Origin of the sequence: Micrococcus sp. SL257, assembly GCF_026625585.1 — a bacterium.
In the GTDB taxonomy this organism is placed as follows: domain Bacteria; phylum Actinomycetota; class Actinomycetes; order Actinomycetales; family Micrococcaceae; genus Micrococcus; species Micrococcus luteus.
In genome coordinates this window covers 668,334-685,761 of record NZ_CP113053.1, presented here as the reverse complement: position 1 = coordinate 685,761, position 17,428 = coordinate 668,334, and the positions used below count along the sequence as shown (strand labels likewise).

Genomic DNA, 17,428 nt, shown 5'->3' with positions numbered 1-17,428 from the left:
CTCCACCTTCCGACGGCATCCGCATGAAGATTCTCCCGCCGCGCTCCGCCGCATCCCCCCGCCCGCTCGCGCCCGCCGTCGCGGTCGCCGGCGTCGCGACCGTCCCGCAGGAGGGCGAGAACCTCGTCCCGGCCGAGGAGGCTCCGGCCGGCGTCGTGCTCGGCGAGCCCGTGGTGGACCGCCCGTTCACGGTGGCCGCCGCCGTGTGGGACGCCGCGGCGGACGACGCCGTCGAGCGCGTGGAGATCCGCGTGCGTCAGGACGGGGCCTGGGGCCCGTGGCAGGTCCTGGATCGGCCCGTCCTGCCCGACGGCGCAGCCCCGGCCGGCCTCGAGCTGTCCCTCATCGACCCGGGCACGGCCGCCACGGACGAGACCGTCGCGAGCGCGCACCCGGCGGCGACCGCCGAGCAGGCCGCGGAGACGGCCGGCCTGCCCCGGGGCGTGAAGTCGAGCGCCGTCGTCGGGGGCGCCGCACCCGCCGAGGCCCGCACCGTGGCCACGGCCTCGGATGCGCGCGCGAAGATCCTCCCGGACGTGATCACCCGCGCGCAGTGGGGCGCGGACGAGTCCTGGGCCGAGTCCTCCCCGCAGTTCGACCAGGTGCGCGCGCTGACCATCCACCACACGGCCGGCACCAATGACTACACGCGCGCCCAGGCCGTCGAGCAGATGCGCGGCATCTACGCGTACTACACGAAGACCCTCGACTGGGGCGACTTCCCGTACCACCTGATCACGGACCGCTTCGGCAACATCTACGAGGGCCGCCGCGGCGCCCTGGACTCGAACCCGCTGGGCACGCACGCGGGCGGGTTCAACCGGGGCACGATGGGCATCTCCACGATGGGCAACTACGACGTGCTCGCCCCGTCCGAGGAGGTCGTGGACGCGATGGCCCGCGCCACCGCCTACTACCTGTACCGCGACAGCATCGACGCGCGGGGCCGAGTCACCCTGACCTCGGGCGGCAGCACGAAGTACGCCGCGGGCACGCCCGTCACCGTGGACACGATCTTCCCGCACCGGGCCACGTCCGCGACCGCGTGCCCGGGGCAGCACCTGATGGCCCGCTTCGACGACCTGCGCGACCGCGCCGAGGCCATCGCGACGGCGGCCGGCCAGCCGCCGGCACCGACCACGCCTGCTCCGACGCCGGCCCCGACGACCGAGCCGTCGACCGCCGGCACGTACACGGTGCAGCCGAACGACGGCTGGTGGGTCATCGCCCGACGGACCGGCGTGCCCGCGGCCACCCTCCAGGAGCTCAACGGCATGACCGAGTCGACCGTGCTCCACCCGGGCATGGTGCTGCGCACCGTCGCCGACCCGACCGCCCCGGAGCCCACCCCCATCACCACCGGCACGTACACGGCGCAGCCGAACGACGGCCGGTGGGTCATCGCCCGACGGACCGGCGTCAGCGCCGCGGAGCTCCAGCGGCTCAACGGCATGACGGCGTCGACCGTCCTGCACCCGGGGATGGTGCTCGTCACGGCCGCCACGGCGCCGGCCTCCCCGCCCGCGCCCGCCCCGGCCCCGGGCACGTACACGGTCCGCGAGGGCGACGGCTGGTGGATCATCGCCCACCGCACCGGCGTGACGATGGAGACCCTCCAGCGCCTCAACGGCATGACCGCGACCACCGTGCTGCACCCGGGGATGGTGCTGCGGACCGGCCAGACCGCCTCCGCCCCGGCGCCCTCGCCCGCCACCTACGTGGTCCAGGCGAACGACGGCTGGTGGCTCATCGCCCAGCGCACGGGCGTCTCCATGGAGCGCCTGCAACGCCTCAACGGCATGACGGTCTCGACCCTGCTCCACCCGGGCATGGTGCTGCGCACCGCCTGAGCACCCCGCCGGGACGACGTCGGCCCGCACCTGCGCGTGAAGGTGCGGGCCGCCGTCGTCGGTTGAGTTGTCACCGGTCGTAGGCCGCCGCACCCGGGATAAGTCAACCGGCGTTGCTCCCCACGAGAAGTCGACGACGGCGCGCGCCGCTTCAGTCCTGTGGTGCCAGCTCCCCGTCCACGAGGTGCCAGCGCCGGTCGCAGGCGGCCGCCACCCTCGGGTCATGGGTCACGACCACCACGGCTCGCTCAGGCCCCACGGCTCCGCGCAGCAGGTCGACGACGTCCCGCGTCCTCGCCTGGTCCAGCGCACCCGTCGGCTCGTCCGCCAGGACCAGCGGCGGCTCGTTGATGAGAGCCCGGGCGACGGCCACCCGCTGCTTCTCCCCGCCGGACAGCGTGCGGGCCCGGTGACCCGTGCGCATTCCCAACCCCACCCGCTCGAGGGCCTCCCCCGCGCGGCGTCGCTGCTCCCCACGCGGGACCCGGTCCGGGCCGTAGCGCAGGGGCAGCATCACGTTCTCCAGTGCGGTGGCGTGCTCCATGAGGGCGAAGTCCTGCAGGACGATGCCGCACCGCTGGTTCCGATACCGGTCCCCGCCCCGGCTCCACGGCTCCGGGAGAGGTTCGCCCCCGAGCAGGACGCGACCCGAGTCCGGGGAGTCCAGGCACGCGAGGATCCGCAGCAGGGTGGATTTCCCGGACCCGGAAGGCCCGGTGACGGCGTGCATCTCACCGGCCGGAACCAGCAGAGAGGCCCCCCGGAGGACGGGCACCGCCTCCCCGCCGGAGAGGAACGTCTTGTCCACGTCGTGGACTTCGAGGAGGCTCGTGCGGTCTCCTTGGTCGGCCGGTGGCGGCGGGGGCGGCGGCCGAAGGTCGCCGCGAGTGCGCGCCAGGAGGACAGGGTGGCGACGGCGCCGATCGCCATGACGGCGATGAGCGCGGTGGACGTCAGACCGGTGGGCGGCGGCCCCGGCAGGGCGGACGCGCCCGCGGTGAGACCGACGGCGGCCGGCAGGACCCACGCGAAGAGCACGGGAACGATGATCCGCACCGCGGCCTGCCAGCGGGCGGCGCCCACCATCGCGGCGATCCGCCAGGTGGGGGCGAGAGCCCGGGCGAGCACGCCGAGAACGCCGAACAGGGAGACGACGGCGCCGAGCACCGCCGCGCCGAACAGGACGAGCAGCGTGCGGGAGCTGGCGCTCAGAGACTGCAGCAGCGCAGAGGACTGCGGGGTCAAGGGCTCAGCGTTGACCACCAGAGCGTCCGTTTCGAGGGCTCGTCCGGCCGCATCCAGCGCCGGGACGGCGTCCTGGCCCAGGACGATGGTGCGCAGCAGGATGGCCTCCAGCGCGTCTGGCGGGTACAGGCTCGCCAGCGCCGAGGGCGGGACGACCACCAGGACGGCTCCGTCCAGCGGAACCGATCCCATCATCGGATCCAGAGCGGTGGCGCCCGGCGCCAGTCGTCCGGTCACCGGGATCATGGCGTCCTGGAACTGCACACGCGTCGGCGGCGGCAGGACGCCCCCGACCGTGAGCGCGTACGGGTCCTTCGCCGAGGAGTCGCTGCCCAGCACCGCGTAGGGAGCGGCAGTGCCGTCGGCGTCGCGATGCGGGGACTGACCCGTCGGAGACATCGCCTCGGCGAGACCGGACCCGGCGAAGAAGTCCTCGGTCACCAGCAGGGCGCCGGGGAGGTCGTCGCCGAACCGGTCCCCGTAGGGGTCCATCGTGTACGCCGTCCGGTGCGGGTCCTCCAGGAGGGCCAACAGCGCGGCGGCGCGCCGACCGTCGTCGGCGGAGGCGGCCTTGGAGTCGGCAGAGAGGTCGGGCTCGGGCGGCTCCTGCTGCGATTCGCCAGGGGCGGCGCCGCCTCCCTCCAGATGCCCTGGCGCCGCGAGGTAGAAGCCCCGCAACGAGGCCGCGCCGAGCTGCTCCCACCGTTGCAGGTGCCGATCGACCTCCTGTGCCTCGCTCGCCTGCTGGAAGGACAGTCCCAAGAGCGAGCACGAGGCGACCGCGTGGACGAAGGCGACCAGCACCAACGGCCAGAACCTCAAGGTGTCGCGCAACCCCTCGCTCCAGGCCACACCGAGACTCCGGAGGTTCACCGGGGCGCTCGCATCCAGAGGGCGACCACATGGGTCGCCGACACGAGCACGGCATCGCCCAGCAGCACGACCAGGATGACGCCACTCGCGACGAGCGGGGACGGTTCCGTGACCGCGCCAGTCAGCACCATCCCCTGCCACAGCGCGGCCGAGATCCCCGCAGCGCCGAGGAACGGCACCAGGCTCACGCGAGCCCGAGACACGGCGGCCCGGAGCGGGGAGACCCCGAGCAGGCGCAGCACCCGCAAAGAGGGACGATCCCCCGCGCGCAGAGTCAGCACCCAGAACGCCGTGACGCTGATCAGAGTGAGGCCGGTCAGCGTCGCGGTCACGCCGAGCACCGGCGACGTGATGGCCGCGTTCAGTGCCGAGGGCGCTGGAGTCGCCTCGGCTCCCAGCCCGGACGCTCGCAGGGTCTGGAGGAATCCCTCCAGATCACCGGGCTCGCCCACGAGGATGCCCACGTAGGAGGCGGCGTTGTCGAACGCCGGGGTCGGCTGGATCACCCCGTCTGCGGGGAGGCCTCGCCAGTCCGCCGCGGAGGTGAGGGCCACCGGCCGACCGGACAGTTCCCCGCTCCGAGCGGCCCGGTCGGCCAGAATGCTGCCCTCGCGCAGCAGAAACCCTCGCGCTGCCCGCAGAGATTCCAAGGTCGGCACGTCGATGCCCGCAAGACACGGGGCCGCGGGGCCGGCCAGGTGGCGCACGCCGGGGTCCGCCCCGCTCGCCATCAGGGTGAGGTTCCGCCCGGTCGTGGCGGCCTCTGCCACGGACCAGACCTCGCCGCCGCCTCCGATGCCGACATCCCAGACGGCCGGCCCGCACTCCGCGGCTCCGAAGTACTGCCGATGGTGGACGGACAGGGAGCCCACGAGGCTCAGCGCCAGCCCGCACAGTGCCACGAGCAGCACGGCACGGGTGACGAGCAGCCCGAGCGTCCGGAGTCCCCTGCCCGTCACGGTCAGTTCCCACCGATGGGCTCGGACAGGGCCCCGTACTGCACCCGCGCCACAGCACCGACCGCAGCGGCTCCCCACGCGGCAGTCTTCCTGAGCAGGGCCATGATGGCCTCCTTGCTGTGTGACACCCAGAAGATCCCCCTGACCATCTGTGATGTCTCTCATACCCCTGTGAGTAGGGTAATCATCATCCCCCCCGGTGGGGTGTCAAGGAGATTCCTCGGCACATTCCGGCCGCGCTCGGGGGCCTCGCCCGTGGCGTGCCGCTGGCCTTTCACGGCGCGGGGCGGCCTGCGGGCCGACGTCGTCGGTTGAGTTATCACCGGTCGTAGGCCGCCGCACCCGGGATAAGTCAACCGACGTTGCTCCCCAGGACAAGTCGACGACGGCGCAGGCCTCCGAGAGCCCGTGGGGCCGGTGGCTGCGGCGCCGCGGCTCAGTCCTCGAGCTTCTCGAACCGCACGCCGGGGTGCGCCGCCTCCAGCTCCTCCCACGTGATGCCGTGCAGCTCGCGGACCCGCACGACCCCGGAGGCGTCCAGCAGGAAGACGCCCCGATCCGCGTAGATGCGGGAGACGCAGCCGACGCCGGTGAGGGGGAACGTGCACTCGGCCAGCAGCTTCGGATCGCCCTTCTTGGTGAAGAGATCCATCATCACGTAGGTGTCCTTGGCGCCGATCGCCAGGTCCATCGCACCCCCGACGGCGGGGATCGCCCCGGGCTTGCCCGTGGACCAGTTGGCGAGGTCGCCGGTCGCGGAGACCTGGTAGGCGCCGAGGACGCACACGTCCAGGTGGCCGCCGCGCATCATGGCGAACGAGTCGGCGTGGTGGAAGTACGCGGCCCCGGGCAGCTCGGTGACGGGGATCTTGCCGGCGTTGATGAGGTCTTCATCGATCTGCTCGCCCTCGGCCTGCGGGCCGAAGCCCAGCATGCCGTTCTCGGTGTGCAGGGTGACGTTCTTCTCCGCCTCCAGGTAGTTGGACACCGTGGTGGGCTGGCCGATGCCCAGGTTCACGAAGGAGCCGGGGGCGATGTCCGCCGCGATCGTACGGGCCAGTTCGTCCTGGGTCAGCGGGGTGTCGGTCTGGGTGATGCTCATCGCTCTCCTCACTTCCCCTCGGCGGCCGGCTCGGCCGCGGTCGTCGTGGCCGCGCACGGCTTCGGCCGGCCCTCCGCCAGGGCAGCCCGCTCGGCGCGCTCCTTCTCCCCGGACTCGGTGTCGATCCGCACCACGGTGTCCGTGTAGATGCCGGGGGTCACCACGTGCTCCGGGTCGATCGGCTCCTCGCGGACCTCGTCCACCTGGACGATCGTGGTGGCGGCGGCCGCGGCCATGACGGGTCCGAAGTTGCGGGCGGTCTTGCGGTACACGAGGTTGCCGTGGCGGTCCGCCGCGTACGCCTTGATGAGCGCGACATCGCCGCGGATCGGGGCCTCCAGCACGTAGTGCGTGCCGTCGATCTCGCGGACCTCCTTGCCCTCGGCCAGCTGCGTGCCGTAGCCGGTGGGCGTGAAGAAGCCGCCGATGCCGGCGCCGCCGGCGCGCAGGCGCTCGGCCAGGTTGCCCTGCGGGACGAGCTCCAGCTCGATCTCCCCGGCACGGTAGGCCTCGTCGAAATGCCACGAGTCGGACTGGCGCGGGAACGAGCAGATGATCTTGGCGACCCGCCGCTCCTTGATCAGCAGCGCCAGGCCCGCGTCCGCCTGGCCCGCGTTGTTGTTGACCACCGTGAGGCCGGTGGCCCCGGACTCGAGCAGCGCGTCGATCAGCTCCATCGGCTGGCCGGCGTTGCCGAACCCGCCGATCAGCACCGTGGCGCCGTCGGTGATGCGGGAGACGGCCTGCGCGGCCGTGTCCACGAACTCCAGCATGGGGACTCCTTGGATGAGGGGGTCGGGTGGGTGCTCGGCCGGACGCGTCAGCGCGCGGCCACGTTCTCGAGGACGACGGCGATGCCCTGGCCCACGCCGATGCACAGCGCGGCCACGCCCCACCGCTCACCGGAGGCCTCGAGGCGGCGGGCCAGCGTGCCGAGCACGCGGGTGCCGGAGGCCCCGAGGGGGTGGCCGATCGCGATCGCGCCGCCCCAGGCGTTCACGATCTCCGGGTCCACGCCCCAGGCGTCCGTGCAGGCCAGGGACTGGGCGGCGAAGGCCTCGTTGAGCTCGACGGCGGCCACGTCCTTCCAGCCGATCCCGGCGCGGGACAGGGCCCGGTTCACCGCCTCCACCGGCGCGTAGCCGAAGAAGTCGGGCTCGTTGGCGGCGGTGGCGCGGCCGGCGATGCGGGCCAGGGGCTCCAGGCCGAGCACATCGGCGCCCGTCGACGAGCCCAGGAGGGCGGCCGAGGCGCCGTCGTTCATGGGCGAGGCGTTGCCCGCCGTGACGGTGCCGTTCTCCCGGCGGAACACGGTGCGCAGGCCGGCGAGGGTCTCGGGGGTGGAGTCCGGGCGGACGGTCTCGTCCCGCTCCAGGTCCGTGCCGGGCACGGCGGCCACGAGGGAGTCATACCGCCCCTCGTCCCACGCCCGCGCGGTAAGGCGGTGCGAGCGCGCGGCGAACTCGTCCTGGCGCTCGCGGGAGATGCCGAAGCGCTCGCGCAGCAGCTCCGTGGCCTCGCCGAGCGAGACGGTCCACTCCGGCGGCATCGCGTCATTGATCAGGCGCCAGCCGAGCGTGGTGTTCGCCGCCGCCAGGTCGTGCATGGGGAACGGGCGGGTGGTCTTGGGCAGCACCCACGGGGCACGGGACATCGACTCCACGCCGCCCACGAGGACCACGTCCGCCTCGCCGGTGTTGATCTGGCGGGAGGCGATGATCGCCGCGTCCAGGGAGGAGCCGCAGAGGCGGTTCACGGTGGTGCCGGGGATGGACAGCGGCAGGCCGGCCAGGAGGGTGGCCATGCGGGCCACGTTGCGGTTCTCCTCGCCCGCGCCGTTGGCGTTGCCGAAGACGACCTCGTCGATCCGCTGCGGGGCGGCGGCGTCCGTGCCGGCCTCGATCGGGCGGCCGGCGGCGGCGTCGGCCACGGCCTGGGCGGACGCGGCGCGCAGGCCCTCCAGGCCCGGGGCGCGGTCCACGAGGGTGCGGACCACGTGGGCGGCCATGTCGTCGGGGCGCACCCCCGACAGCGCGCCGCCGACCTTGCCGAAGGGGGTGCGGACGGCGTCGAACACGTAGGCATCGGTGAGGCTCATGGCCTCACCGTAGGACCGCCTCGGCGGGCGGGGAAGGGTGTGTGCGTGACGCGCACGGGCGTGCGCTGTGCGCATAGCGGACTACGCTGGCGGACATGACCGACGACGTCGACGCCCCCGGCGCACGTCCCGCGTCGGGCGGGGACGTGGTGCGCGCCCTGGCGTCCGGTCTGGCGGTGCTGCGCGCGTTCACCCCGGACACCCCCACGCTCTCGGTGAGCGAGGCCGCGACCGCCGCGGGGGTCACCCGGGCCACGGCGCGGCGCATGCTGCTGACGCTCACGGAGCTCGGCTACGCCGTGCAGGACGGGCGGCGGTTCGCGCTGACCCCGCGCGTGCTGGAGCTCGGCCACGGCTACTGGTCCGGCCGGTCCGTCTCCGAGATCCTCCGGCCGATCCTCACCCAGGCCTCGCAGCGCCTGCACCAGTCCTGCTCCGCGGGCGTGCTCCACGGGGCGCACCTGATGTACATCGCGCGTGTGCACACCGAGCGGATCCTGCGGGTGAACCTCGACGTCGGCACGCGCCTGCCCGCGTTCACCACGTCCATGGGCCGCGTGCTGCTGGCCGACCTGCCCGAGGACGAGGCCTGTGCCCTGCTCGCAGGCGCCCCGCGCACCCCCGCCACGGAGCACACCCTCACGGACGTGGACGCGCTGATGGCCGAGCTGGCGCGCGTGCGGGAGCAGGGCCACGCCGTGGTGACCGCGGAGCTGGACGCCCATCTGAGCAGCGTCGCCGTGCCCGTGCGCGACGCCGAGGGGCGAGTGGCCGTGGCGATCAACACGGCGCTGTCCCTCGGGCCGGACCATCGCGACCCGGGCGCGCGCCGGGCGGCCCTGCGGACCGGGGCCCGCGTGCCGGCGCCGCGCACGCCGGAGGTGGCGGCCGCCGTCGTGCAGGCCCTGCCGGTGCTGCGCGCCGCCGCGGACGACGCCGAGGCCGCCCTGGCCGCGCTCCAGCGCTGAGCGCCCACCCCCTTCAGCACTCCCCGCACCCGCATCCGCACCAGCACCAGCACCCGCCCCCGCGAATCGACTGCGGTTCTGACCCGTCTGAGGCCCGGAACGGCCGCCAGAAGGGTCGGAAGTGCAGTGGATTCGGAACGGGAAGGGCAGGGTGGGGGGTCAGGCCGGGAAGCGGCGGAGGTACTCCTCGAGGGAGTCGTCCGGGCGGTCCATCCACGGCACCGGGTGCGCCGCGGCCAGCGTGCCGGTCACGGTCGAGCGGTGCCGCCGGTCGCGGAACGTCCGGACGTCCTCGATCCGGGCGTCGCGCATCTCGAGGAAGGTGCGGGCCACCGCCTCGACGTCCACCTCCGGGCAGTCCGTGTGGGAGGACAGGTCCTGGATGTACGCGCCCTGGTAGGCCAGCGCGGCCGGCGGCCCGTCGATCCGCGTCATCCGCTCGAACCAGGCGTCCATGTCGGCCCGACGCTCCTCATCGCCGGGCACCGGGACGCGGCCGAGCAGCACGTCGCGGGCGAAGAAGGCCTGCGCGTCCAGGAGCGTCAGGGTGAACAGCTGCTGGGTGGCACCCAGGTAGAGCACGCGCGGGTCGGCGTGCCAGACCACGCCCTTCCACAGCCCGAACGGGGCCAGCAGGTTCGGGCCGGCCAGCGCCAGCTCGCCCGGCAGGAAGGGGTAGTGGTGGCGGTAGCCGGTGCACAGCAGCACGGCGTCGTACTCGCCGGTGGAGCCGTCCGCGAAGGTGACCTCCGCACCGTCGAACCCCTGCACCTCGGGGGCCTCGTCCATGCCGGCCGGCCACGCGATGTCCTGCGGGCGGGCACGGTAGGCGGTGGTCACGTGGGCGGCGCCGGCGCGGTGCAGCTGCAGGGCCAGGTCCTGCCCGGAGTAGGAGGAGCCCACCACGAGCACGCGACGGCCCGTGTACGGCTCCGGGCTTCGGTAGTCGTGGGCGTGCTGGACCTGCCCGGGGAAGGTCTCCACGCCGGGCCAGGACGGCAGGTGCGGGGCGTGGAAGTGCCCGGTGGCCACCACGACGCGGTCGAACCGCTCGGTGACGGCCTCGCGCGTGACCAGGTCCTCCGAGGTCACCCCGAACCCGCCGTCGTCGAGCGGCTGCACCCAGCGGACGGCCGTGGCGAACCGGATCTGCGGGCGGATGCGCCCGGCCACCTCGGCCACCCGGCCCACGATGTAGTCCCGCATGGCCTCCCGCGGGAGGTACGAGGACACGGCGCGGCCGAAATGCGCATCGAACGGGTAGTCCGGGTACTCCATGCACTCCTTGGGCCCGTTGATCCACAGGTCCCGGTACATGGCGGAGTGCACGGGCTCGCCGTGGCGGTCCGCGCCGGTGCGCCAGTCCAGGTTCCACTGGCCGCCCCAGTCGTCCTGGCGCTCGAACGCCACGACCTCCGGGACCGCCGCCCCCGCGTCCTCGGCCAGGGCGAGGCTCCTCAGCAGGGCCATGCCGGACGGGCCGGCTCCGATCAGGGCGACGCGCTCACGCATGGGTGTCCTTCCGAGAGTGGGGGTGGGGCGGCTCGGCCCGACCGTAGCACCGGCCCCCGCGAATCGACTGCGGTTCTGACCCTTCTCCGGGGTGGAACGGCCGCCAGAAGGGTCACAAGTGCAGCGGGCCACCCGCACCATGATCGACCCGCCGAACGGGGCGCGGCGGACAAGGGTCACGGCCGCCACGGCCATGAGTCCGAGGCCGTAGAGGAGGCCGGCCGGGTCCCACATGCCCAGCACGACGCCGGACCCGGCGTCGGCAAGGTCGGCATCGTGCCGGGCGAAGACCTCCTGGGCCAGCTGGAACGCGATGCTCCGGGGAGTACTCCCAGCTTCCTCTACGGCATGCGATACTCCCATCATTCATTACTCAATTCACGCGCCGTGCATGGCAGCCGTTGGCCACAACGGCATGTGACATCACTGCGCCCTCCCGAAGGAGCATCGTGGCCCGCAAGAGCAATCCTGTGTATTACGACGCCAACGGCAATGTCGTGCAGCCCCCCGCGAAGAAGAAAGGGGGGTGTCTCAAGTACGCCCTGATCGGCCTGCTCGCCCTGATCGTGATCGCCGTCCTCGCCTCCATGATGGGCGGCGGTTCGAACAGCACCTCGGAGGGGGGCGGAGAGGCCGCCTCCCAGGGCGAGACCAGCTCCAGCGACGAGGCAGCCAAGGTCGGCCTCGGCCAGGAGTTCACCGTGGGCGACTGGGCCACGACCGTTGAGTCGGTCGATACGCCCGTCGCGAGCGTCGGCCCGTCCGGCTTCTCCACGGAGGCCCAGGGCGAGTTCGTGCCCGTGCAGATCAGCGCGAAGAACAACGCCAAGGAGGAGCGGACGTTCTTCGCCGACAGCGTGAAGCTCGTCAGCGCAGACGGGGCCGAGTACAGCTACAGCACGGACGCATCGATCTACGGCACCGAGAACGGCATGAACATCGAGCCGACCAACCCGGGCAACGTGGCCAGCGGCTACCTGTGGTTCGACGTTCCGGCAGGGACCGAGATCACCCAGGTCAAGGTCTCCGGGGGCGGCCTCTCCCTCGATCAGCCGGTGGTCGTCGAGCTCGACTGATCAGCGCGCAGACGAGGCCCCATGTCCTTCCCGGGCATGGGGCCTCGTGCGCGCTGTGAACGTTGCGCTCAGAGCGGCCTGCCCTCGGCGAGGTCGGCGTCCTCCTGGGCGAGCTTGAACGCGATGTTCGCCGCCGGCACGGAGGCGTAGACCGCGGTCTGCAGGCTGATCTCCTGGATCTCCTCCCGGGTCAGGCCGTTGCGCAGGGCGGCGCGCGGGTGCATGGCGCACTCGTCCCAGTAGCCGCCGGCCACCATGGCGGAGATGGTCACGGCTGAGCGCATCCGCCGGTCCAGACCGGGCCGCGTCCAGATCGTCCCCCATGCGTAGCGGGTGATCAGGTTCTGGAAGTCCTCGGTGGTGGCGTCCTTCCTCGCCTCGGCGCGGGCCACGTGGGCGTCGCCCAGGACCTCGCGGCGCACGGCCATGCCCGCGTCGAGCACCTCCTGGGAGGTGCGGTCCATGTCGTGCCCGATGGGCTGCTCGGCGCTCATGCGCAGTCTCTCCTCGTGGTGGGGGCGTCGTCGTGCGGGGCAGGGCGGGAGGGGGCGGGCGGCTCAGCGCGCCGGGAAGGCGGCCAGGGCCGCGGCGGTGCGCTCGGGCTGCTCGAGGGGGGCCTGATGGGCGGTCTCGTCGAACACGTGGGTCACGGTGCCCGGCACCGCGGCGGCGATCTCCTCGCCCGCCGAGGGCGGGGTGACCTGGTCCGCCACGCCGTGGATCGTGAGGACGGGGACGGCGATCTCCCCGAGGCGCCCGCGCACGTCGAAGTCGGCCAGCGCCTCGCACAGGCGCGCGTAGGAATGGCGGTCCGCCTCCTGCAGGGTGTGCAGCAGGCCCGTCGTCCGCTCCGGGTGGGCCGCGATGAACCCGTCGGCGAACCAGCGCTGCGCCGAGCCCTCGACGAGGGTCGGGGTGCCGGCACGCTCCACGAGCTCGGCGCGCTCGCGCCAGGACCCCGCCTCGCCGATCTTCGCGGCGGAGCAGATCACGGCCACACCGGAGACGGTGTCCGCGTGGTCCAGGGCCAGCTGCAGCGCCACGCACCCGTTGAGGGAGACGCCCGCGAAGTGCACGGGCAGGTCCGCGGGAACGGTGCCGTCCTCCTGCAGCGCCTGCACGGCGGCGACGACGGCGTCCGCCAGCTCCGCCATCGAGAACGGCTCGGCGTGGGGCTCGGAGGCGCCGTGGCCGGGCAGGTCGTAGCCGACCACCACGGTGTCCTCAGGGAGCTGCTGCGCGGCGAGGCTCCACAGGGCCTGGACGCCGGTGCCGAGGCCGGCGCCGACCACGAGCACGCGGGCGGGGTCCTGGGCGGGCTTCAGGAGGGTGGTGGTGACACGGGGGGTGCTCATGGGCGGTCCTTCCTCTGCGGCGGCGCCGCACCCCGAGGGGCGCGGCCGGTTCTGACGGAGATGGTCTCAGGTGCGGGGCGGCGTCGTCGTGCCCCGGCGGGCGGCGAGGAGGCGGTCCACGAGGGCCTCGGCCTCCCCCGTGTAGGCGGCGGGGTCGAGGAGGTCGTCGAGGCGGGCGTCCGGAACGGACTCCGGGACCGCCGCGCGCAGCAGGGCGCGGAAGTTCCCCTCGCACGCCAGGGAGCGGTCCACGACGTCCTGGATCAGCCGCTTCCCGGAGCCCGGCTCGCCGGAGGCCTCGTCCAGCTCCGGAGCCAGCTCGGCCATGATCGGCTCGGAGACGAGCAGCGGGCCGGTGAGCTCCAGGTTGCGCCGCATGCGGTCCTCGTGGACGCGCAGGCCGGAGACGAGCTCGCGGGTCAGGGCCGCGGTCCCGCCGGCCACCCGCAGCAGGCGGCGCAGCGCGGGCCACTCGGCGTGCCAGGCCCCGTCCGGGCGCTCGTCGTCCGCGGCGCCGGCCGCCGTGTACACCCGCGCCGCGAGCCCGGGGGCGGACAGCGCGGCGGAGCGGATCAGCACGGAGAGCACGGGGTTCTGCTTGTGCGGCATCGGGGAGGAGCCGCCGCGGCCGGCCGCAAGCGGCTCACCGAGCTCGCCGTTCTCGATCCGCGCCGATGTCAGCACGTCGTTGGCGATCTTCCCGCACGCGGCCACGACGTCGGCCAGGGCCGCGGCCACGCCCGTGACGGCCATGCGGTTCGTGTCCCAGGGCCCGGCGGGGGCGGCGAGGCCCAGCTCGGCGGCAAGGTCCTCGACCAGGGTGAACGCGGTGACCTCGGGGCCGAGGGTCCCCGCGCGGTGCGCGCGGTCGACGTGCCCGGACAGGGAGGCCAGGGTGCCGGCGGCGCCGCCCCACTGGACGGGCAGGTCCGCGACGGCGGCGGCGAGCCGATCCGCGGCCTGGCCGAGGCCGTCGAGCCAGTTCGCGGCGCGCAGCCCGAAGGTGGAGGGCAGGGAGTGCTGGGCGAGGGATCGGGCGACCATCGGCGTCGAGCGGTGGGCGCGGGCCAGCTCCGCAAGCGCGTCCTGCGCGGCGGCGAGGTCCTCGGCCAGGATCGCGCCCACCCGGCCCACCATGACCATCAGCGCGGAGTCCACGACGTCCTGGCTCGTGGCGCCCAGGTGCACGGCGCGGGAGCCGGCCGGCAGCTGCGCGCGCAGCGCCTTCAGCGCCGGGATCAGGGGGGTGCCGCCGCCCTGGGCCGCGCGGGCGAGCGCGGCGAGGTCGTAGGCGTCCGGGTCGCCCGCCGCCGCGGCGGCCGCCGCCTCCGCCTCCGTGGCGAGCCCGTGCCGGGCGAGCACGCGCACCCAGGCCGCCTCGACGTCGAGCAGGTGCCCCAGGAAGGTGCGGTCCGCGGTGGCGGCCTCCGCCCGACTGCCGGCCCAGGCCGGATCCAGGAGGCCGACGTCGGCGACGGCGGCGAGGTCGGCGGCGGCTGAGGTCATGGCGGGCTCCTGGGGTCGGAGGGGTGGGATCGGGCTCCGGAGGCGGCGTCAGGCCCGACCCGTCCCGCGTGTGGGAGGGGCCGGGCCTGCGGCCGAGGCCGGCGTCAGTCGAGCTCGGGGTACTCGATGCCGGGGAACTGCAGGAACACGGTCTCCTTCGGTGCGTGCTCCCCGGGGCCCTGGATCCAGATGTCGAACTCGAGCGAGCCGTCGTCGTTCCGGGTGCCGATCAGGGTGCGACGGCGGTCCTCGTCGAGGGAGGTCAGGAACGCGTCCTGCACGATCGCCTCGGCGTCCTCGGGCAGGTACACGCGGGTGTGCAGCTTGTTCAGCAGGCCGCGGGCGAACACGACGACGTGGATGAACCGGGCGCGGTCCTCGTTCACCACGCCGGGCTCCACGGTGGAGAAGGTGTAGCGGCCCGCGTTGTCCACGGCGCAGCGGCCCCAGCCGGTGAAGGTGAAGCCGTCCTGGACGAGGGAGCCGTCCTCCTGCGAGATGACGCCCTCGGCGTCGGCCTGCCAGATCTCGATCATGGCGTCCGGGATCGGATCGCCGTTGCCGTCGTAGACGGTGCCGAACAGGCGCATCGCGTCCGCGCGGCCCGCGGGGACCAGCTGGTGGCCGTCGCGCCACGGCAGGTGGACCTGCTCGTAGCCGTTCGCGTAGCCGAAGAACGGGCCGATGGTCTGGCCCGGGGTGGGGACCAGCCTCCCGTCGGCGGTGCGCTCGGTGGTCTCGTCGATCCGCATCAGTGATCGCCCTCCTCGTCTTCCATCCAGGTGCGGTGGCTGCCCGTGAGCACGATGTCCCACCAGTAGCCGGTGTTCCACTCGTGGCTGGTCACCGAGTGGTCGTAGGTGGCCACGAGCCGGTCGCGGGCGGCCTGGTCCGTGATGCCCTGGTAGATCGGGTCCAGCGGGAACAGCGGATCGCCCGGGAAGTACATCTGGGTGATCATGCGCTGCGTGAAGTCCGTGCCGAACAGGGAGAAGTGGATGTGCGCCGGGCGCCACGCGTTGCGGTGGTTCTTCCACGGGTACGGGGCCGGCTTGATGGTGGTGAACTCGTAGGTCCCGTCCGCGCCGGTCAGTGTGCGGCCGATGCCCGTGAAGTTCGGGTCCAGCGGCGCGGGGTGCTGGTCCCGCTTGTGCACGTAGCGGCCGGCCGCGTTGGCCTGCCAGATCTCCACCAGCTGGTGGCGTACGGGGCGGCCGTCGTCGTCGAGCACGCGGCCGCGCACCTTGATGCGCTCGCCGATCGGCTCGCCGTTCTGGCCGACGGTCAGGTCCGCCTCGATCGGGTGCACGTCGCGGTGGCCGAAGGCCGGGGACCACAGCTCCACGGTCTCGGGGTCGGCGTGCACGAGCGACTTGGTGGGGTGGCGGAACACCGACGAGCGATAGGGCGGGAAGTCGAGCCGCGGCTGGGTCTCGCCCTGGGCCTGGGCATGGACGGCCGCGATCTCTTCACTGATCTGCCCCTGCGAGTCGCGGGTGGCGGCTGGATCGAGCACGTGGGCGCTGTCGAACGTGTCGTCGTCCTTGGCCTGGGCGGCGATGCTCACGTCGGCTCCTTTCTCTGCGGGGTCGGGGATCGGTCGGGCTCAGGCGGAGGGCCAGCCGGTGTACTACTCGGCGAGGAACTGCCGTCCGTAACGGGACTGGACCACGTTGCGGAGCTCACCGCGCACGCGCATGTCCTCGAACTCCGAGGCGTCCGGGCGGGCGTGGAGCATGGTGGTCATCCAGTAGGAGAAGTTCTGGTCCTTCCACACGCGGGTCAGCGCCGTCTCCGAGTAGGCGTCGAGCAGGTCGCGCGAGCCCGTGGCGGCCCACGACTCGAGCGCCTCGGCCAGGACGCGCACGTCCGCGAAGGCGAGGTTCAGGCCCTTCGCCCCGGTGGGCGGGACGGTGTGTCCGGCGTCGCCGGCGAGGAAGACGTTGCGGTGACTCAGCGGTGTGCGCACATAGGAGCGGAAGCCGAGCACCGTCTTGTCGATGATGGGGCCGGTCTTGAGGGTGAAGCCGTCCGGGCCGGCCACGATGCGCTGCAGCCGGTCCCAGATCCGGTCGTCGGACCAGTCCTGCACGCGGGTCGAGGGGTCGCACTGGAAGTACATGCGCTGCACGGTCTCCGAGCGCTGCGAGATCAGGCCGAAGCCATGCTCGGAGCGGGCGTAGATCAGCTCAGGCGAGGACTTGGGCGCCTCGGCGAGGATGCCGAACCAGGCGAAGGGGTACGCGTGGAAGTGGTCCTCGCCCTCGGTGTCGCGCTGGAGGGCCTTGCGGACGGTGGAACGCGAGCCGTCCGCGCCCACGAGGATGTCGCAGCGCAGTTCCTCGACCGGCCCCTCCTCGCCAGCGGCCACGGAGCGGAACCGGACGCCGGGGGTGTCCGAGTCGACGTCGAGCACCTCGAGCACCTCGGTCTCGAAGCGGACGTCGCCGCCGTCGCGCCGCCGCGCCGCGGCGAGGTCGACGAAGACCTCGTTCTGCGCGTACAGGGTGACCGTGGCACCCACGAGCTCCGGGAAGTCCAGGGCATGCGACTCGCCGTCGAAGCGCAGGATGATGCCGCGGTGCTCGTCGCCCACCGTCCTCACCCGGCCGTCGACGCCCATGTCCGTCAGCATCTCCACGCTGGGCTGCTCGAGGATGCCCGCGCGGTGGGTGTGCGCGATGGTCTCGGGGTCACGGGACTCGAGGACGACGTTGTCGATCCCCTGCCGCGCGAGCAGGTGGGAGAGCATCAGGCCGGCGGGCCCGCCGCCGACGATGCCGACGCGGGTGCGGGTCACGGGGGGCTGGGTCATGGCGTCCTTTCCGGGGGACGTCACCGGTCGGGCCGGGCGGGTCGGGCCGCGCGGCCGGGGCCGGCGGCG

Annotated in this window: 15 protein-coding genes; 3 read left to right on the top strand and 12 right to left on the bottom strand. The window is 73.3% G+C overall.

Annotated features, from left to right (window positions below; genetic code table 11):
• Positions 1-23: 23 nt before the first annotated feature.
• A complete protein-coding gene (locus OVA32_RS03240; RefSeq protein ID WP_267715198.1) occupies positions 24-1,850 on the top strand; it encodes a LysM peptidoglycan-binding domain-containing protein in 1,827 nt (608 codons plus the stop codon).
• Positions 1,851-2,001: 151 nt separating this feature from the next.
• Here OVA32_RS03240 and OVA32_RS03235 read toward each other — a convergent pair whose 3' ends face one another.
• The 5 genes from OVA32_RS03235 to OVA32_RS03215 all read right to left on the bottom strand — a co-directional run bounded on the left by OVA32_RS03235 (position 2,002) and on the right by OVA32_RS03215 (position 8,127).
• Positions 2,002-2,580: an ABC transporter ATP-binding protein gene (locus OVA32_RS03235; protein WP_230297503.1), complete on the bottom strand. Its 579-nt coding sequence runs from the start codon at positions 2,578-2,580 to the stop codon at positions 2,002-2,004.
• A gap of 1,384 nt (positions 2,581-3,964) precedes the next feature.
• Positions 3,965-4,927: a hypothetical protein gene (locus tag OVA32_RS03230; protein ID WP_036383608.1), complete on the bottom strand. Its 963-nt coding sequence runs from the start codon at positions 4,925-4,927 to the stop codon at positions 3,965-3,967.
• A gap of 436 nt (positions 4,928-5,363) precedes the next feature.
• Positions 5,364-6,029, bottom strand: a complete 666-nt coding sequence (locus OVA32_RS03225; protein ID WP_020624468.1) for a 3-oxoacid CoA-transferase subunit B — start codon at positions 6,027-6,029, stop codon at positions 5,364-5,366.
• 8 nt (positions 6,030-6,037) lie between these two features.
• Positions 6,038-6,802, bottom strand: coding sequence for a 3-oxoacid CoA-transferase subunit A (locus OVA32_RS03220; protein WP_020624469.1), 765 nt, complete (start codon positions 6,800-6,802; stop codon positions 6,038-6,040).
• A 47-nt stretch (positions 6,803-6,849) separates the two neighbouring features.
• Positions 6,850-8,127 (bottom strand): thiolase family protein, encoded by a 1,278-nt coding sequence (locus tag OVA32_RS03215; RefSeq protein WP_020624470.1) that lies wholly within the window; start codon positions 8,125-8,127, stop codon positions 6,850-6,852.
• 95 nt (positions 8,128-8,222) lie between these two features.
• Here OVA32_RS03215 and OVA32_RS03210 point away from each other — a divergent pair, with 95 nt between their 5' ends.
• Entirely contained in the window at positions 8,223-9,095 is an 873-nt protein-coding gene (locus OVA32_RS03210; protein WP_020624471.1) for an IclR family transcriptional regulator domain-containing protein, read from the top strand.
• A 159-nt stretch (positions 9,096-9,254) separates the two neighbouring features.
• On the opposite strand, the gene OVA32_RS03205 is transcribed toward OVA32_RS03210, so the two are convergent.
• The gene (locus tag OVA32_RS03205; protein WP_036383606.1) at positions 9,255-10,607 is read right to left on the bottom strand and encodes an NAD(P)-binding domain-containing protein; all 1,353 of its coding nucleotides are present in this window, start codon (positions 10,605-10,607) and stop codon (positions 9,255-9,257) included.
• A gap of 449 nt (positions 10,608-11,056) precedes the next feature.
• On the opposite strand from OVA32_RS03205, the gene OVA32_RS03200 reads away from it, so the two are divergent.
• Positions 11,057-11,683 (top strand): DUF4352 domain-containing protein, encoded by a 627-nt coding sequence (locus tag OVA32_RS03200; RefSeq protein ID WP_129867092.1) that lies wholly within the window; start codon positions 11,057-11,059, stop codon positions 11,681-11,683.
• A gap of 68 nt (positions 11,684-11,751) precedes the next feature.
• Here the strand turns inward: OVA32_RS03200 and OVA32_RS03195 are convergent, their stop codons facing one another.
• The 6 genes from OVA32_RS03195 to OVA32_RS03170 form a co-directional block, all read right to left on the bottom strand.
• Positions 11,752-12,177: a carboxymuconolactone decarboxylase family protein gene (locus OVA32_RS03195; RefSeq protein WP_036383603.1), complete on the bottom strand. Its 426-nt coding sequence runs from the start codon at positions 12,175-12,177 to the stop codon at positions 11,752-11,754.
• 63 nt (positions 12,178-12,240) lie between these two features.
• Positions 12,241-13,038 (bottom strand): alpha/beta fold hydrolase, encoded by a 798-nt coding sequence (locus tag OVA32_RS03190; protein ID WP_020625038.1) that lies wholly within the window; start codon positions 13,036-13,038, stop codon positions 12,241-12,243.
• Positions 13,039-13,104: 66 nt separating this feature from the next.
• Positions 13,105-14,544, bottom strand: a complete 1,440-nt coding sequence (locus OVA32_RS03185; RefSeq protein WP_051995299.1) for a lyase family protein — start codon at positions 14,542-14,544, stop codon at positions 13,105-13,107.
• 104 nt (positions 14,545-14,648) lie between these two features.
• A complete protein-coding gene (pcaG, locus tag OVA32_RS03180; RefSeq protein ID WP_020625037.1) occupies positions 14,649-15,296 on the bottom strand; it encodes a protocatechuate 3,4-dioxygenase subunit alpha in 648 nt (215 codons plus the stop codon).
• Positions 15,296-16,105: a protocatechuate 3,4-dioxygenase subunit beta gene (gene pcaH / locus OVA32_RS03175; protein ID WP_420709550.1), complete on the bottom strand. Its 810-nt coding sequence runs from the start codon at positions 16,103-16,105 to the stop codon at positions 15,296-15,298. Before pcaH ends, pcaG begins: the two co-directional genes overlap by 1 nt.
• 69 nt (positions 16,106-16,174) lie before the next feature.
• Positions 16,175-17,359, bottom strand: a complete 1,185-nt coding sequence (locus tag OVA32_RS03170; RefSeq protein ID WP_267715188.1) for a 4-hydroxybenzoate 3-monooxygenase — start codon at positions 17,357-17,359, stop codon at positions 16,175-16,177.
• Between the last annotated feature and the right edge of the window lie 69 nt (positions 17,360-17,428).